The 15,721-nt window shown below is 54.6% G+C and carries 14 protein-coding genes, 3 pseudogenes and 1 riboswitch; of the genes and pseudogenes, 7 read left to right on the top strand and 10 right to left on the bottom strand.

All coding sequences use genetic code 11. The annotated features are described in order from the left end of the window. Nucleotides 1–81 precede the first annotated feature (81 nt). Complete coding sequence (locus GRH90_RS21780) at nt 82–996, top strand: hypothetical protein (protein ID WP_162368078.1); 915 nt, start codon at nt 82–84, stop codon at nt 994–996. Here the strand turns inward: GRH90_RS21780 and thiD are convergent. The 4 genes from thiD to GRH90_RS21760 form a co-directional block, all read right to left on the bottom strand. Next, a complete protein-coding gene (thiD, locus tag GRH90_RS21775) occupies nt 943–1,746 on the bottom strand; it encodes a bifunctional hydroxymethylpyrimidine kinase/phosphomethylpyrimidine kinase (RefSeq protein WP_162368077.1) in 804 nt (267 codons plus the stop codon). The two genes, GRH90_RS21780 and thiD, sit on opposite strands and share 54 nt — an antisense overlap. Continuing rightward, nucleotides 1,743–2,537 (bottom strand): hydroxyethylthiazole kinase, encoded by a 795-nt coding sequence (gene thiM, locus GRH90_RS21770; RefSeq protein ID WP_162368076.1) that lies wholly within the window; start codon nt 2,535–2,537, stop codon nt 1,743–1,745. Before thiM ends, thiD begins: the two co-directional genes overlap by 4 nt. Nucleotides 2,538–2,576: 39 nt before the next feature. Further along, nucleotides 2,577–2,677: riboswitch (TPP riboswitch) on the bottom strand. Between the two features lie 48 nt (nt 2,678–2,725). Further along, nucleotides 2,726–2,977 carry a hypothetical protein gene (locus tag GRH90_RS21765; protein ID WP_162368075.1) on the bottom strand — a complete coding sequence of 84 codons (252 nt, stop codon included), beginning with the start codon at nt 2,975–2,977 and terminating at the stop codon, nt 2,726–2,728. Between the two features lie 279 nt (nt 2,978–3,256). Then, entirely contained in the window at nt 3,257–3,988 is a 732-nt protein-coding gene (locus GRH90_RS21760) for a helix-turn-helix transcriptional regulator (protein WP_162368074.1), read from the bottom strand. 302 nt (nt 3,989–4,290) lie between these two features. On the opposite strand from GRH90_RS21760, the gene GRH90_RS21755 reads away from it, so the two are divergent. After that, nucleotides 4,291–4,737, top strand: a complete 447-nt coding sequence (locus GRH90_RS21755) for a GNAT family N-acetyltransferase (RefSeq protein ID WP_162368073.1) — start codon at nt 4,291–4,293, stop codon at nt 4,735–4,737. A 545-nt stretch (nt 4,738–5,282) separates the two neighbouring features. Here the strand turns inward: GRH90_RS21755 and GRH90_RS21750 are convergent. Then, nucleotides 5,283–5,750 (bottom strand): MarR family winged helix-turn-helix transcriptional regulator, encoded by a 468-nt coding sequence (locus GRH90_RS21750; protein ID WP_162368072.1) that lies wholly within the window; start codon nt 5,748–5,750, stop codon nt 5,283–5,285. Between the two features lie 114 nt (nt 5,751–5,864). Here GRH90_RS21750 and GRH90_RS21745 point away from each other — a divergent pair, with 114 nt between their 5' ends. Both GRH90_RS21745 and GRH90_RS21740 read left to right on the top strand, forming a co-directional pair. After that, the gene (locus tag GRH90_RS21745; RefSeq protein WP_162368071.1) at nt 5,865–6,818 is read left to right on the top strand and encodes a quinone oxidoreductase family protein; all 954 of its coding nucleotides are present in this window, start codon (nt 5,865–5,867) and stop codon (nt 6,816–6,818) included. 134 nt (nt 6,819–6,952) lie between these two features. Continuing rightward, the gene (locus tag GRH90_RS21740; protein ID WP_162368070.1) at nt 6,953–7,399 is read left to right on the top strand and encodes a Rossmann-fold NAD(P)-binding domain-containing protein; all 447 of its coding nucleotides are present in this window, start codon (nt 6,953–6,955) and stop codon (nt 7,397–7,399) included. A gap of 70 nt (nt 7,400–7,469) precedes the next feature. Here the strand turns inward: GRH90_RS21740 and GRH90_RS21735 are convergent, their stop codons facing one another. Together GRH90_RS21735 and ampC are read right to left on the bottom strand one after the other, a co-directional pair. Next, nucleotides 7,470–8,291 (bottom strand): isocitrate lyase/PEP mutase family protein, encoded by an 822-nt coding sequence (locus GRH90_RS21735; protein WP_162368069.1) that lies wholly within the window; start codon nt 8,289–8,291, stop codon nt 7,470–7,472. Between the two features lie 94 nt (nt 8,292–8,385). Beyond that, a complete protein-coding gene (ampC, locus tag GRH90_RS21730) occupies nt 8,386–9,555 on the bottom strand; it encodes a class C beta-lactamase (RefSeq protein ID WP_162368068.1) in 1,170 nt (389 codons plus the stop codon). Nucleotides 9,556–10,388: 833 nt separating this feature from the next. Here ampC and GRH90_RS21725 point away from each other — a divergent pair. Together GRH90_RS21725 and GRH90_RS26355 are read left to right on the top strand one after the other, a co-directional pair. Next, nucleotides 10,389–10,496, top strand: a pseudogene (locus tag GRH90_RS21725) (helix-turn-helix domain-containing protein); the annotation flags it as partial. A gap of 275 nt (nt 10,497–10,771) precedes the next feature. Further along, a pseudogene (locus GRH90_RS26355) lies at nt 10,772–11,211 on the top strand (IS66 family transposase); the annotation flags it as partial. A 103-nt stretch (nt 11,212–11,314) separates the two neighbouring features. Here GRH90_RS26355 and GRH90_RS21710 read toward each other — a convergent pair. The 3 genes and pseudogenes from GRH90_RS21710 to GRH90_RS21700 form a co-directional block, all read right to left on the bottom strand. Further along, nucleotides 11,315–12,079: a Fic/DOC family protein gene (locus tag GRH90_RS21710; protein ID WP_162368065.1), complete on the bottom strand. Its 765-nt coding sequence runs from the start codon at nt 12,077–12,079 to the stop codon at nt 11,315–11,317. Then, a complete protein-coding gene (locus GRH90_RS21705; RefSeq protein ID WP_162368064.1) occupies nt 12,076–12,339 on the bottom strand; it encodes a hypothetical protein in 264 nt (87 codons plus the stop codon). Before GRH90_RS21705 ends, GRH90_RS21710 begins: the two co-directional genes overlap by 4 nt. Nucleotides 12,340–12,566: 227 nt before the next feature. Beyond that, nucleotides 12,567–13,342: pseudogene (locus GRH90_RS21700) on the bottom strand (type IV toxin-antitoxin system AbiEi family antitoxin domain-containing protein). Between the two features lie 423 nt (nt 13,343–13,765). Between GRH90_RS21700 and GRH90_RS21695 the strand changes: the two are divergent. After that, nucleotides 13,766–15,127, top strand: coding sequence for an McrC family protein (locus tag GRH90_RS21695; protein ID WP_162368063.1), 1,362 nt, complete (start codon nt 13,766–13,768; stop codon nt 15,125–15,127). Nucleotides 15,128–15,721 lie beyond the last annotated feature (594 nt).

Genomic DNA, 15,721 nt, shown 5'->3' with positions numbered 1-15,721 from the left:
CAGTCCGGGGCCAGGCGCATGAGAATTTGTATAACAACTTAGGGTAATCTATAGGCTATGTAGCTGGTTCAGGAAGTTATCATGCAAGCATTTTCACCTGCCCTGCCCGCGCCGCAATCGCTTTACTACAGCGCCGGGGAAGCCCATTCCCTCGAGACGCTGCAGGAAAAAAGCCTGTGCGACATGGTCGAGGATATCAAGGTCACCCACAGTGACAAAGAACATTATATTACCGGTTGGATGGGCGCCGACAGCGTGGTGGTGATTCATAACTATCATGAAAAGCGCGGCACCTCCAACGGCTTTGTACTGACCAAGGAGAACCAGTATCGTCTCAGCGTGCAGTCGATTGCGTTCCGCATCCCGAAATTGATCCTGTGGCTATCGTTTCGCCGCAATCCGCGTACCATGATGCTGATTACCTACAATACGCTGGGCGAGCTGGTCAGCCCGCTGATGCAGTATCGCAATATGACCGATAAGCCGGTCAAGCTGAAGCTGGAGCAGGATTGGCAGGCGCTGAACGACTATATCGGCATGGCCTGCTGGCAGTTGGAAAACGGCAGCCCGCTGTGGGGCCAGCTACAACAGGCGTTAACGCCCGACGCGCTGGCGGGTTATGTTAACGCGCCGGTTTTCAGCGAAAAGCGGCTGCAAAAAGACGGCGAGTTCGAAGGCTTCTGGGCCGGTAATGTCTTTATCGCCCGCTGCCTGGGCCCCTACCCCGCGCTGCAATTACTGTGGCGCGATGAAGACAACCAGATGCAGCCGGGCTATATCTATACGGCGGTGCCGGAAACCCGGGGCGGCGTTCTGCTGCCTTCCCTGCGCATCCGCCCGCACCGTGGCGATAAGAGCTACCTGCTTAATGCCTTCGATGCGCAGCATCTGCACCACGCCCGCTCATTGCTTAGCTTTGCCCAGGGCATATTAACCGGCATGTCACCACCACTGGTGGAAATGATGGACCGGCCCGATACCCTGACCGACCTGTAGGTCATCCGCATGCAGCAGAGCCTGCTGCAGCCAGGTCTTTGCCGCGAAGAGCGTCTGCGCCCAGTCGTCATGTAACGGCCGCAGGGCCGCCAGCGCGGCGGAGAGCGTGCAACCGGTGCCGTGGGTGTGGCGGGTATCGACCCTCGCGGCGTCAAAACGCTGTTCGCCGGTCGCGGTAATCAGCCAGTCGGGGCTGGACTGCCCGGGCAAATGCCCGCCCTTCATGACCACCGCCCCGCAGCCATAGGCCAGCAATGCCCGCCCCTGTTCGCGCATCTCCCCCTCGCTGTCCGCCGGCCGGCAGCCCAGCAGCGCCGCCGCCTCCGGTAGGTTGGGAGTGATAATGGACGCCAGCGGCAACAGCAAATCCCGCACCGCGTCCACTGCGTCCGGCAATAATAAAAAATCGCCGCTTTTCGCCACCATGACGGTATCGAGCACCACATAAGGGATGGGGTATTGCCGCAGCTTGTCGGCAACCGTCCGCACGATGGCCGCCTGCCCCAGCATGCCGATTTTTGCGCTGTCGATGCGCACATCCCCCAGCACCGAATCCAACTGCTCGGCCACAAATCGCGGGCTGATGGGATAAATGGACTGCACGCCCCGGGTATTTTGCGCCACCAGCGCGGTAATGACCGTGGTGCCATAGGCGCCGAGCGCCGAAAAGGTTTTCAGATCGGCCTGGATACCGGCGCCGCCGCTGGGATCGGTACCGGCAATACTGAGCAGGTTGCAGATGCGCGTCATTGCAGATCCTCCCCCTGCAGGCGGTACAGCCGGTCGAGCAAACCGACGGCAAAACTCCCGGGCCCCGCGGATTCCGGGGCGGTTAAGCGCCCCGCCCGCGCCATCACCCGGCAGGCGGCGGCCACATGCTGCAGCCGATCCCCCGGCAGGGCGCAAAACGCCGCCACCACGGCCGATAAGGCGCAGCCGGTACCGGTGACGCGCGTCATCATGATGTCTCCGTCCGCCACCGACCACGCCCGCTCGCCGTCGGTGATAAAATCCACCCGGCCGGTCACCGCCACCAGGGTGCCGTACTCTTCGGCCAGTCTGCGGGCAAAGGGCAAGGCGTGGCGGGAGTCGTCGGCGCTGTCCACGCCCCGGCCCAGCGCCGGCTGCCCGGCCAGCGCCAGGATTTCCGACGCATTGGCGCGGATGGCGGCGGGTTTTAACGGCAGTACGCTTAGGGCAAATTCAGTACGGAAGGTCAATGCGCCCACCGCCACCGGATCCAGCACCCAGGGCGTGCCCGCCTGGTTGGCCGCCTCGATGGCGGCCAGCATCGAGACGCCGCGCCGCTCGGTCAACGTGCCGATATTGATCAGCAGGGCATCGGCCACGGCGCTGAACTGCGCGGCCTCACGCGGTTCTATCACCATGGCCGGCGCGGCGCCGACGGCCAGCAGGGTATTGGCGGTAAACGCCTGCACCACGTCGTTAGTCAGGCAATGGACCAACGGCGCATGTTGACGCAGCAGGGCAAGGGATGTGGCGGCGGCTAAGCCGGGCAATTCGGCAGGTTCGACGTTCATGGCGCTCCCAGCCGGCGTTATGGAACACGGACCCGGCGGGACAAGAGGCCGTGACTTCCCTACGCTGGCATTATCCAGATCAGGTCATACGGGTGAAATCTCAGTCCGGCGCACGGCGGCGGACACCCCGAGTCAAGTGTTTATGATTATCGGGTCGCCGGGGTAAAAGGTCAATGATGAGGTTATGATCAGGGCGCGAGCGGGCTTATCAACATCCGGCCATAACAGCCATCCCAATGGGACCACGGAACCATGGTGCCGGTGGGCGTCAGCCACCAGCCCATGCCGCCGTCGCCCTGTTCCTCATGCTGGACAAATCCCGCGTCTGCCAGCGCAAGGAGCCGCCCGGCCAGCCAGGGGTCGTTTTTTACCATCGGGGTTATGGGCCACCCCGGTTCGCCATGGCAAGCCACCGGCTTATTATTCGTAAGGCCGGCCATGATATTTTCAGGGAGGTTCGCGGAGGAAAACGCTGATAATGAAATCAGTGCTAATAAATAACAATGGCAGACTCTAAACATGCGTACCTTCAAAACAGGCAAACAAAACACCCGGCAATGATACCATTAAATTTTTCATGGCAAGACGTATTTCTTAAACGCCATTTAAATGGTCATGGATATATCAGGTTTTTTTAATTTCAGCCAATCGATTTATAAAATCGTTTCATCTACGGGGGTATAGAGAAAATAACATAGCGCGTTATTATAAACGAATAGTTAACCAAATAATTTAAGCTCCGTGGCCCGGCTGATAGCATGTTTAGCATTCGTGACGCCAAGTTTATCAATGATATTCCTGATATGAAATTTCACCGTACCTTCCCGAATGGCAAGAATGGTTGCTACCTCGCCATAGGTTTTTCCCACGCTTGCCCAGAATAAGACTTCTTTTTCCCGCGGCGACAATGCCTGGATCTGTAGCATTCCGGCAAAGGGTACGACCGGCGGCAGGTAATTATGCTGGAAATTCAACACCTTTTCGTGAGTGGTGATCAACAGCATCTGGATTTTTTCCTTATTCAGCTCAATGAAATGATAGAATTCAGCGCTTCCCTGCCGATTGCTGATGCTTAACGTCGCCAGGTTGTTATCGCAATCATGCAAAGTGAAGGTATAGCCGCTGTCAAGGCGATAATATTTTGACAACCTGAAAAAGCTATGCTGTTGTATTATCGATGGGTTCTCGGGCCATAAAAAAGGGGTAAATTTTCGGTATGCATTAAGCATGACCGGATCGATTTTTTGATAACCGTAGCTGCGGTATTGATTCAGCCAACCGGTGGGGTAGTCGGATATAATGGAGACCGGGAAATTATCCGTTTTATTCATCATGAAGTAAGCAAAACAGAACATGTTGGTGTTGCTGAATATTTTCTGAAGGTAAAGTTTGATTTCTCTTTTCATCGTTTGGATAAAAAAAACTTGATTATTCTCTAAGAATTTTTCCATAAAATATGCCTGTCGCATTAACTAACACTCATCATTTATTATCCTTAACAGGTAATAAAGATCGGTTCCAAAATTTACGCACGGGGGTTTTGGATAATATAAGAGGCCGGCCGTTGATGCAACCTCTAACAGCTTTACCAATCATACCAGCGCCGACGGCAGGCATCCGGGCCAGCTCTTCACAGCGATATCGTATCGAATCGTTAATATTATTAAGATAATAATCATAATATTGTTTATGCTATCTAAAGCTGGAATTTAAAGCGACCGGCTTAAAAAAAACACGTTAAGTAAGGTATTACATGAGCAAAGAGGATGTCGTTATCAGGGATTACCGGGAAGCGGACCGGCCTTTTTTGCGCACCCTTTATCTGTCCGCGCGCAAGACGGGCTGGACCTGGCTTGATAACCGGCGCTGGCGGCTGGAGGATTTTGACAGCGCCACGTTCGACGAAAAAATAGTGGTCGCCGAGATCCAGGGCCGTATCGCCGGATTTGCCTCGCTGTGGCTACCGGACAGTTTTTTGCATAACCTGTTTGTCGATCCCGCCTGGCAGCGCCGGGGCGTGGCCAGCGCGTTGCTCGCGGCGTGCTATCCGTTATGCCGCGGCACCATGGCGCTGAAGTGCCTGCAGGAAAATGTGGGCGCGCAACGGTTCTATCTGCATCATGGCTGGAAAATTATCTCTTCCGGCGTCTCCGAACACGGCAAGTATTACCTGATGCATCGCCGCCTGCGCCACGACTGACCTGCCGGCGCATGGCGAGGCGTTTCACGTCTTCGCCGCCGCGCCCATACTCCCCTGAAGTGAATACACATTTCCTTGACATCTGATTGTCACTTATGCAAAACTGAACCGTACAGTTCGCTTTAGTTTAATTTATATACCTACGCCGCGTATCGTCGATGCCGGAGGAGATAACATGAAATCTATTTTTTTACTGGGCTTGGTTGCGTCATTGTTTATGTTAAGTGGCTGTGTTTCCTTGTTTTAAAAAATTTACACACCACTTTTAAATACCCTTGATGCCACAGGAGTCGCTATGAAAAGTCTGTTTTTGCTGGGCTGTATCGCTTCGGCGTTTATGTTAAGCGGTTGTCTGTCGATCGGCAGTCATATTGCCTTATTTTGACTGGCATTTAAGCATTGAGGCACCAGGCTAAGCGTCATCACCAGGGCCAGGCCAAAAAATAACGAAAACCCGCGCCGGCCGGATGCCGCTGCCCGGGCGACAGCCGGCACCGGGTAAGCGGCGCGGCGCGGCCGCATTCCACTTAATACGTGCGGGCGGCTTATGCGGACCGGGATTTTTCCGCGCGCGCAAACCTGAGCGCCTCCCCGGCAAATTTACTTAGCAACCGCCCCAGCTCGGCTACCTCCCGCAGGTCCCAGCCCGCCAGCAAGGACAGGATGATTTTCTCCCTGGCGCCGTCGAGGGCGTCGGTCATTACCTTTCCCTTTTCAGTAATTACGGCTTCCTTGACGCGGGCATCCAGCCGGTTAACCTGACGCGCCACCAGGCCCAGTCCCTCAAGTTTGGTTATCTGCCGGCTGACGGTGGTGTAATCACGCCCGCAAAGCTCGGCAAGCTCGCCGATCCCAAGCGGTCCCCGGCGTTCCACACGCACCAGCAGCGGGAACAATGCGCGGTCCAAATCGACGCCCGCCAGGGCGATAAGCGCGGCGTCGGGCTGCGGGCGGTTCAGTACGCCGTTGAGATCCAGCAGCGCGTCGCGCAGCTGCGAAATTTCTTTCCTCATGACTTTCCCCGCTGAAAATATAAGTGCATAATACACTCATTATCCGCCTGAATAAAGCTTCCCCAGGAGTAGACGACGGATAGCCGAATTCTTGTTCCCGGAGCGACACAGCAAATGAAGGCAGCAATCGTAGTAGCGGCGGGCCAACCCCCCGTTTTCGGAGACTTCAGGGATCCGACGCCCGCGCCGGGCAAAAGCCTGATACGCGTTACCGCGTCGTCGCTTAGCCATATCACCAGAAATCGCGCGTCGGGCAAGCATTACAGCGCCGACACCGCGCTGCCGTTTATCCCCGGGATCGACGGAACCGGAGTCACTCAAGACGGGCAGCGCGTTTATTTCCTGCTGCCGGAGGCGCCTTTCGGCGCCATGGCCGAGTTTTGCCTGGTGGACGACAGACATCGGATCGCCCTGCCGGATAGCCTGGACGAGGACTCAGCCGCCGCAATGGCGATCCCGGGCATGTCGTCGTGGGCGGCCCTGGTGGAGCGCGCCAACCTGCGCCCCGGCGAAACGGTGCTGATCAACGGCGCCACCGGCGCCTCCGGTCGCCTGGCAATACAAATAGCCAAACATCTTGGCGCCGGCAAGATCATTGCGACGGGACGCCAGACCGCGTTGTTCGACGATCTTAAACGTCTCGGCGCCGATGTAACCCTTCCCCTGGTCCAGGACCATGATGCCCTTGAGCACGCCTTTAAGCATGAATTTCAACAGGGCGTCGACATCGTCCTGGACTATTTGTGGGGCATCAGCGCGCAAACGCTGGTGGTTGCCGCCGCGAAGGCCGGCCCGGAGGGAGTGCCGATACGCTACGTGCAGATTGGCTCGTTAAGTGGGGCAAATATCAACCTGCCGGGCGCGGCGCTGCGGTCGTCCGCGTTGCAGCTGATGGGCAGCGGGATCGGCAGCGTGCCGTTTGGCCGGCTGCTGGCGGCCATCCAGGGCGTGCTGGCGGCGGCCACCGCCGCCGGCTTCGGGATAGCCGTCCAATCCATGCCGCTGGCGGACGTGGCCAAGGCCTGGGCCGCCGAAGACAACGGAGCGCGGATCCTGTTGCGTCCTTGAGTGCCGCCCTGCTGACACCGGGTCGTCTTGCGGTCGAAGATACCCTGGCCACCTTCGATTCGCATTCGATTCCCCGCGTCGCGTCTGAAGTCGCCGCGGCGACATTGGCGGCCCAGGGCGTGCATGTATCAGTGATGCGCCTCCCACCTTCGGTCCATGGCGACAGCGATCACGGCTTTGTGCCCACCCTTGTCGCTGTTGCACGCGACAAGGGTGTTTCGGCCTATGTGGGCGACGGACTTAACCGCTGGCCCGCGGTACACCGGCTTGATGCCGCCCATCTTTACCGGCTGGCGCTGGAGAAGAACGCGGCCGATGCCCGCTACCATGGCTGCGCCGAAAAGGGCGTGCCGTTCCGGGATATTGCCGGGGTGATCGGTCGTGATTTGAATGTACCTGTGGTGTCAAAATCGCCCGGGGAAGCAGCCGAACGCTTTGGCTGGTTTGCCCATTTCGCGGCCATCGACTGCCCGACCTCGAGTCGGCAAACCCGGGAACGGCTGGGATGGCAGCCGAAGCAGCCGGGGCTGGTTGCCGATGTTGACCACGAGCGCTATTTCAAAACACAACAAGCCAGCTAACGTCAGCCACCACCTCCGCGGTTTCACGCCGCAAACGCATGGTGGCTGAAACGGGGGTTTCATTTAGCCGTTAATCACGAGACTGAGGAAAATAACCCTCAATGTCGCTAAACCCGATCGCCTCCTCCAGCGAGGAAAATGCGCCACAAGTTTTCATTTCCTCGGCTGCCCGGATAAACACGCCGAACGCCAGCCGCGACAAAGCCGACCCGACGCTTATCCGCTTTACGCCCACCCGCTCTAACTCAGCCATGCTGAAGGTTGCGCCCTTAATGCCGGCGATCACATTAACCGGTTTAACCAGCGACCGGCAGACGGTCCGAATGCTGTCCAGATCCCGCAAGCCCGGCGCGTAAAGGACATCCGCCCCCGCTTTTTCAAACGCCTGTAACCGCCTGAGGGTATCGTCGAGGTCAGGCTTTCCCCACAGATAATTTTCACACCGCGCGGTAAGGACAAAATCCTGGGGCAATTTCCTGCATGCGTCGGCGGCGGCCTGGATCCGCTCCACGGCCAACTGGAAATCATAAATGGGGTGCGCGGCGTCGCCGGTGTGATCTTCCAGCGAGCATCCGGCAAGACCGATGCCGGCCGCCGCCCGGACAGTTTCCGCCGCGCTGTCGGGGCTGTCGCCAAAACCGTTCTCAAGATCGGCCGATACGGGAAGCGGGGTCGCCTCGACCAGCGACCGGCAATGTTTCAGCACATTTTCCCGGTCAACCGCCCCTTCCCTGACGCCCAGCGAAAACGCCATGCCCGCGCTGGTGGTGGCCAGCGCCTTAAATCCCATTGCGGCCAGGATCCTGGCGGTGCCGATATCCCAAGGGTTGGGAATGATAAAGGCGCTGGAACCTGCGTGCAATTGTCGAAAAATCTTACCGGCATGTTCCATTATTCACCCCATATAGGTTACGACATCACCTCTATAATACGGCACCGGTTAGCATTGAGCACTGTTAAACGCCGCGGGATCATGCCTTACAGATCTAATCAGGCAATGCGGACCCTTTCGTGACGTGATCAAAGATCTGCCATGCCGCCCGGGCGCGTTCAACGTTCGGATAGTTGCGGTTGGCCAGCATCACGATGCCGATTTTTTTCTCCGGGATAAAGGCCACATAGGCGCCAAAGCCGCTGGTGGCGCCGGTTTTGTTCAGTAAAACCGCCTGTTGGGGGGGCGTGGCGGGCGTGATGGCTGTTACCGGATTGATGTTATACGTCATGTTATCGGCGTTGCCCTCGATAACGGTGTTAAGCGCCACCGGCCAAGGATATTGCTCCCAAAGCATATCCTGGGTGTATTTTGCCGTTAAGAAATAGCCGCGATGGGTTTGGGTAACGGCTTGCCGCACCGGCGACCCTTCTCCTGCTTTCAGCATATTGGCTTCCACAAACCGGATCATATCGGCGGAGGTGGATTTTATGCCGTAGGCCACATCACCCAGCAGATCGGAACCGACGCGTACCGGCTTATCCTGATTATCATATCCCCAAGCATAGTTCTGCATCTCATGTTCAGGCACATCAATCCAAGTATGGCGCATATCCAGCTCAGGCAAGATCACTTTTTGCAGCAGACTAACGTAAGTCTCACCCATTGCCCTGGCGGAGATTAGCCCCAGGGCGCCGATACTGATATTGGAGTAAGAGCGCCCATGGCCGCTCTCGTCGGCGGGGCGCCAGGCGCGCAGATAGTCCATCAGCTGCGCTTCGGTGTTAACCGCGTCGGGAACCTGCAGCGGCAGCCCGCCGCTGGTATGCGTGGCGAGGTTGATAAGCGTCAGGTTGCCGAACGGCGTGCCTTGTAGTCCCGGCAGGTAATGACTGACTTTGTCGGCCAGGGACAATTTGTTCCGCTGCGCGGCATAGGCGGCCAGCGTCACGTTAAACGCCTTGCTCACCGAACCCAGTTCAAACAGGGTATCGGAGGTGACATCTTTCCCGGGTGCCAGTTGAGCCAGCCCGTAGTTATAAAAATAGCGTCTGCCGTCCACCGTCAGGGCAACGGCCATGCCGGGAATCCGATACTTTTCCATCATCGGCAGGATGGAACGGTCGACATCGGCGCGGTAGGCATCCGGCCCCGCGGCCGCGGCCGCCTGGGCGCTTATCAGCATGGATAAGGCTATCAAGGAAAATATCTTTTTTTTATACATAAGTATCTCATCATAATGGGGTAAAAATACAGGCTGATTATTTTACTTCTATTATTGTTCCAACAATTATAATTGATGGGAACACATAAATTCTTGTATTCATAAACGGCCCCTATGTTTACCAGCAATAACACAACATTAGGTAAACCAGCGTTAACTTCACGACGGTTTTAGCCTGTTTCATCAAACGAAATATTGATTATGGATTTTGGCTGTTCTAATCTTGTGTTTGCAATAATGATTGATACATCAATAAGTTAGCTTACAGGTTCAGCTTAATGGCCCCACGATAGCCATTGAAGAGCCATGGAAGACAAAATGAAAATTAATATGCAGTGCATCATAGGTGGCGCAGGAGCTGGATTTGCTCTTTCCGGCGGTGGTACTAAAAACCGGAGGGACTACACTGCCAGCCCGCCACTCGCTGATGAAAGAGCAACGCAAACGGAACCTGCCTGGATGTTGAAAAATAGCCGGGCCCAACAGCCCGGCCGGCAACATTAGCCTACCTACAGTCCACAGCAGAGACATCATCGGGGGTTGTATAGTGGCAGAGAGAGCCTCAATAGCTCCTTAACCGTTCCTAATGTTGCCAAATCAGGGTGATGGGGCAAGGGAGTCAGCATCGTCAGGTCAATACCGAACGCACGTCCAAGAAAAACGTTGGGATGCCAAACACCGGCCGAAGCTCTGGACGCTATGTTGCAATGACCGCCTGAATCCACAGGAATCTTAAGTAGAATTCATGCCCTCAATGCAAGTTTTGGCCTCCACGGCGGATTGCTGCCGCTGATGCCATAACGAAAGCGGATCTTTTCCAGTGACGGCCCGGCACCTATATCAGCGGGATTGAGCGGGGCGTCAGAAACCCGACGCTTGAAGCGATTGCCGTGATCGCGGGAGGACTGGGCATTAAGCTGGCAACATTGTTCGATTATTAAAATTTCCATCATTACATGACATCTGGCATTTGAACCCATTGCCCGGTTCGTTTTGCTCTTGCGCCCACACGATGGCGAAGCGTATCCCTGATATTCCGACGTGAAACCAGTTTAACTTTTACCGAAAAAGTTCACTCTCAGTGTCCCTTTTCATCAAAAAATAAACCAAGACGCAGAGAGGATGCCAACGTTTAGGCAGTATCTGTATCGTGAAAATCTTTCGATTTATAAAAGGAAAATCCGTTCAAATTCAGCGATTTTTTTATCAAACTATCATTTCAAACGCGGTTGCGTATGCGGGCTTCAATCCCTTATATGAAGAAGGCCATATCCGCGAGGCCGGCTGCATGGCGCACGCCCGGCGTAAAATCCATGAATCCGCGTGCGGCAACCGTCGCCGACCACCACCGAAGCCCTGCATCGGATAGGTGGGCTGTATGCGATCAAAGCCGACATCCGGGGGCGTCCGGCAGAGGAACGACAACAGGTGCGCGAAGCGCGATCCTGACCGATACTGATGGGCCTGGAGAGCTGGATCCGGGAAAAGCTCATTACGCTGTCGCGACAGGCCGATACGGCGAAGGCGTTCAACTACCTGATGAACCACTGGCAAGCGCTGTGTTACTACGCCAGTGATGGCTGGGCGGAGATCGATAACAATATCGCCGAAAACGCGCTGCGGGTGGTGAGCCTGGGCCGGAAAAACAACCTGTTCATGAATGGTTTATAAAAATCGCCAAAGTGACACTTGTTAATTAGGTGCTAAGACGGTATTAAGAACCTTGGACATTCCTACCCTTTAGTGATCCACTGCATTTTCAGCCGTCAGATTCAGTGGGATTCGGGGCATCCGGTGAATGTGTTCTATATGTCTTGTAGATCTGTTGGACCTCTGGATTGTCTAAACTCTTGTACACGATATTTTCTTTGTCTAAGCCATCCAAGCCTCTAATACCACTTATCAACTCTGGCCACTCGTCACGACTAGAAATGTTTACCACGAACGGTTTCAGGTAATTATCGAGATGTCTCTTGGAAGGATCTCGGATCTCGTCGCTGAGTGCCCGCAGGTAGTCGTCCTTGGTTGTCCTTGACCAGTCGATAGCGAATTTGGCACGATAGGAGAGTTCCATGAAGACAAGCAGAATAGTGCGACCATTGCCGTCCAGGAAGGGGTGTGCGAAAGCCAACTGACCCATCACCTCGCCAGGCCGATCTCTAAAGCGCTTCTTGTTTGCTGCCAACTGAAGCGCATAGTCGATAGACATTTTGATCAAATCCGGGCGCTCAAAGACGGTGCTATGAGGATCTTCGTGCGACCCTTTGAATACTGCGAGGTGCGGCACAAGCTCGTTACGATCTTTCCCTGCCCAGTGATAGAAGTCGGCAAAAAGGATCTCATGAACTTTAAGTACGGTCTGGTAGTCGATGGGCCTCCTGCTAGCCAAGTAGGCAAGAGCCTCTTCGATACTCAATTCGAACGAAAGATGCTCTGACTCCTTTACTTCGCCAGGATCTTTAAGCTGTAGCGAATTTTGAAGATATCCAGCAGTTTCGAAATCGCCAAAGGGATCAAAACTCATATGCTGATTTTTTTCTTGGAATCTCTTTTCTCCTGAAGGTACCCCCCTTGGAGGGTCAGGATTTCAGACTTGCTCAGCACGCCTTTTCTTTTTAGATTGACGAGTAATTGCTCGACGTTATCCAACTCGACTACGTCACCAGCCATACGGGTAATAGCTACGGCCATACGGCTTATGCCGTCACGTTCAGTAGTGACTTTGTGGGATTTAGCAAGCCTGCGGACTTGAGTTGCAACACTTACAGCGGCTGTTTTAGTCATCGAAAACCCCCAATTTACTTACAAAGTATAGCAAGATGCTGGCGTGTTGTCTCCACCTAGCGTTTCAACTGTGTCGCGATCTTCGGGCGGGTACAGAGAACCGCGCGCAACGGGTGAAACTTCAATTTTTATCTGCGCATCTCATTTGGATTATTGGTTTTCGGGACCGCCGACACGCCGGTAGCGCGCTTATCAATAGCGCGACCTGTTGGTAATAGGGTGATTGCTTATCCATGCAATGACTCTCCGTTGATAAATTTTTCAGGTACGGTGATCTGGTATTGTTTATCCGGTTTACCGCCTGATACAACCTGCCGTTTTCCTGATCCTAGGTCGATACTGGTTTTATCGATTCGTTTAGCCCAGGCATGGGCATAATAATCGGCTAAAAACAGATATAAGCGGTTCGTTTGCACCGCACTACTGGCATAAAGTAACTTTGCACCACTTTGCGCGGATTCAGGTTAACCAGTCCCTGAAACAGCTCGGCCGCATGCTCAAAAGCGATCTCCTCCGGCACAGCATTTACCAGTTCGTAGGCCGCTAATTCAGGCACGCTGGCTTTTAACCTATTCCCTTTTATCTCGATATCGGTCAGATACTGCTCGCCAAGCGAGGATAGCTTCTGATTAGAACAAAAAAGCCAGTCAACGCCGGGGAATTCTTTAAACCACTTTGGCAACGCCGCCTGGTCATCGACATACAGCCAGACGCTCTTGTGGGTTAGCTGGAGATAATGAGCACGGCCCTGATAGGTTAAACTGGTAAGGCCTGCCAGATGGACCGGCACCGATAACTGGTTTTGCAGGCATAATACCGCGTCATGCCAATCAGGCTCACGACCGGTTCGCACGTATATTCCCGAACGCAGTTTATGCAGCCAGTTGCTCTGCTCATACCTATGTGCCAGGGAAGGACTGATATCATGCTTTGTCAGCCAGGACTGTGCCACCAGAGAACCAGGAGTTGTGTTCTGTAAAAGCCAGTTTATTTTTGACGACATACATTCACTATCAGTGAAACTATCCCATTAATAGTAAACCAAGAAATGGTGAGTAATACCACGAAAAATACCACACCAATGCAACGCTTCCTTAAGGTCAGTTGCCATGTAGCCTCATCCTACCCAGGTAGCTGCAAAACCGCCTTCTTGTCAAAGGACACAAAGGTTTCACAACTCAGCCACTTGCCTTCATGCGACACAGTGCTCAACGTAGCATCCTCGAATAAATCGTGCGTCAGTGTTACCGGCACTTTCACGTGACTGCAAGCGATGCCATCGCAACCTCCTGTCCGTCACACCCGAAGTAAGGAATTTTTCAATTACCGTCAAGATGGGCACATGGTATGCACGCTTGCCAAAGATGGCTAAATGGCTAAAATGGCTAAAATTTGCCGACTCCGTGGCAACTGGTGAATCCGGGCAATGATTCACCTAACTGTCCATGAGTGGGGCGGCACATCCGTTTGCACGGAAATCAGTGGCAACGGCTCCCATGCCTTCACCCGAGTTCAGGCCAATGCCCTGCTCACGGCTGCGCGCGCGCATCCCTTGGCGAATCAGCATGGGACCAATATTCTGATCGACCGGCACAACGAAATTATTGCGGGACAGATGGTCGGCGTGATCGCCGCGCCGGAATGCAGCCTTGAGATCCTGCCCAAGATCGACTCCGATGCTATCGAACCGGACGCCACAATCCGGTGTCGTCTGGTGCGAATGCTCGATGTAGCCCTCGGCCTTAAACTAGGCGATGGGCAGGCCGCAGCGATGGCGCGACAAACCGAAACCTTGCTCGACATTCTCATACGTCTGTTCGCCGACCGGCTGTTAGCCGAAGCACGACGCGGATTGCCACGCGCCTATCTGGCCCAGGAGGGCGATTTGCCTGCGCTGCGGGGAAGACTCGATGTCAGGCGGCAATTCACCGCGCTTGCCGTGCGGCCCGACCGTCTCGCCTGCCGTTACGACACGCTGTTAGCCGATACAGCGCTGCTCCGTATCATCAAGTCGTGCGTAGTCCTGCTACGCCGCTATGCTCGTGCAACCGAAACTATACGCCATTTGGACGAGCTGCGATTCCTGTTAGCCGATGTCAGCGATGTGCCCCTAAGCAATCTCCCGTGGTCACAGGTTCGCATCGACCGGACCAACCGCCGCTGGGAAACGCTCTACGGATTAGCGCGCTTATTCCTGAAACGCGATTGGCCGGCCACACATCTCGATAGCCGCGCACAGAGCGGGATCACGCTGCTTTTTCCTATGAACGACCTGTTCGAGGCTTATATTGCGGCGCTGGCCAAGCAGGCAGTGCGCGGCACTGAATGGACGGTCCATACCCAAGGCGGCAAGTTGTTTTGCCTGGTCGAAGAAGGCGAAGGCGGCAGGCAGCGCTTCCAGACTAGACCCGACCTGCTTATCAAGCAGGGCCACGATACCGTGATGATAATCGACACCAAATGGAAGCACATCGGGCGCAATCCCGAAGATGCCAAGCGCGGCGTATCGCAAGCAGATGTCTATCAGATTATGGCCTATGCCAGGCTCTATCGCTGTCCCGAAGTCATGCTTCTCTATCCGCACCATGCGGGACTTGGTACCTGCGCGCTGACGGCCGGTTATAGGATTTGGGAAGGAAAGGAACGATTGCAAGTGGCGAGTGTCGATCTGGTACCTGGTGAGGCCGCCGTTGTCGAGCGGTTAATCAACTTGCTCCCAACAGCCAAGCCGGGGCCTGCGCAGGAACCCACATCGGTCAGCGAATTGCATTTTCGGGAAGGGTGCTGATCCTCGGATAGATAGGGGCGTGCAGATGCGCTCCATGCTATCGCATCCTTTTCACATACCATGAAAAATGCCACTGACAATGTGAAACACATCATCAATGGCATTAATTTTATTGAATAAAATCAATTAGTTGTAAAAAACTACTCACTCCCACTCGATTATCAACAGACTTCCCAAACCCGCGTGGTTAAAGGGTTTGGTGGTGATTGACCTGGAGCCTTTACCGTCGCTTTTACCGTCAAATGCACAGCTCTTTGGCTGACGCGGGAGATGGAGCGATTTGCGGGGCGTTGACGTTTGCGGGATCATTGTCAATCAGGTTTCATTATATCAAATTTGCTGAGTTTTTTAAGTCAGGAATTGCGGTTTATAAAAGACATAAAAGTGATACTTTTAGTGAATCTATTTCGGGATTTTATAAACTAATCTAGCCAGCTACTGAGTACCCTTCCAGTTTAGCTAATGCCTCGGTGTCAACATCGTGAAGCGGTGGCCCCTTTTCAACGTTTCCGTTGTCCACTGTTTATCGTTTTAACGTCCGCTCATTATCGCGTCATCTGACGCACTCTTTGCCGATAACATTCCTGCCTTGCG

The organism is Acerihabitans arboris (assembly GCF_010131535.1).
Lineage (GTDB): Bacteria > Pseudomonadota > Gammaproteobacteria > Enterobacterales > Enterobacteriaceae > Acerihabitans > Acerihabitans arboris.
The sequence above is the reverse complement of the archived record's forward strand: the minus strand, read 5'-3'. Positions and strand labels throughout refer to the sequence as shown.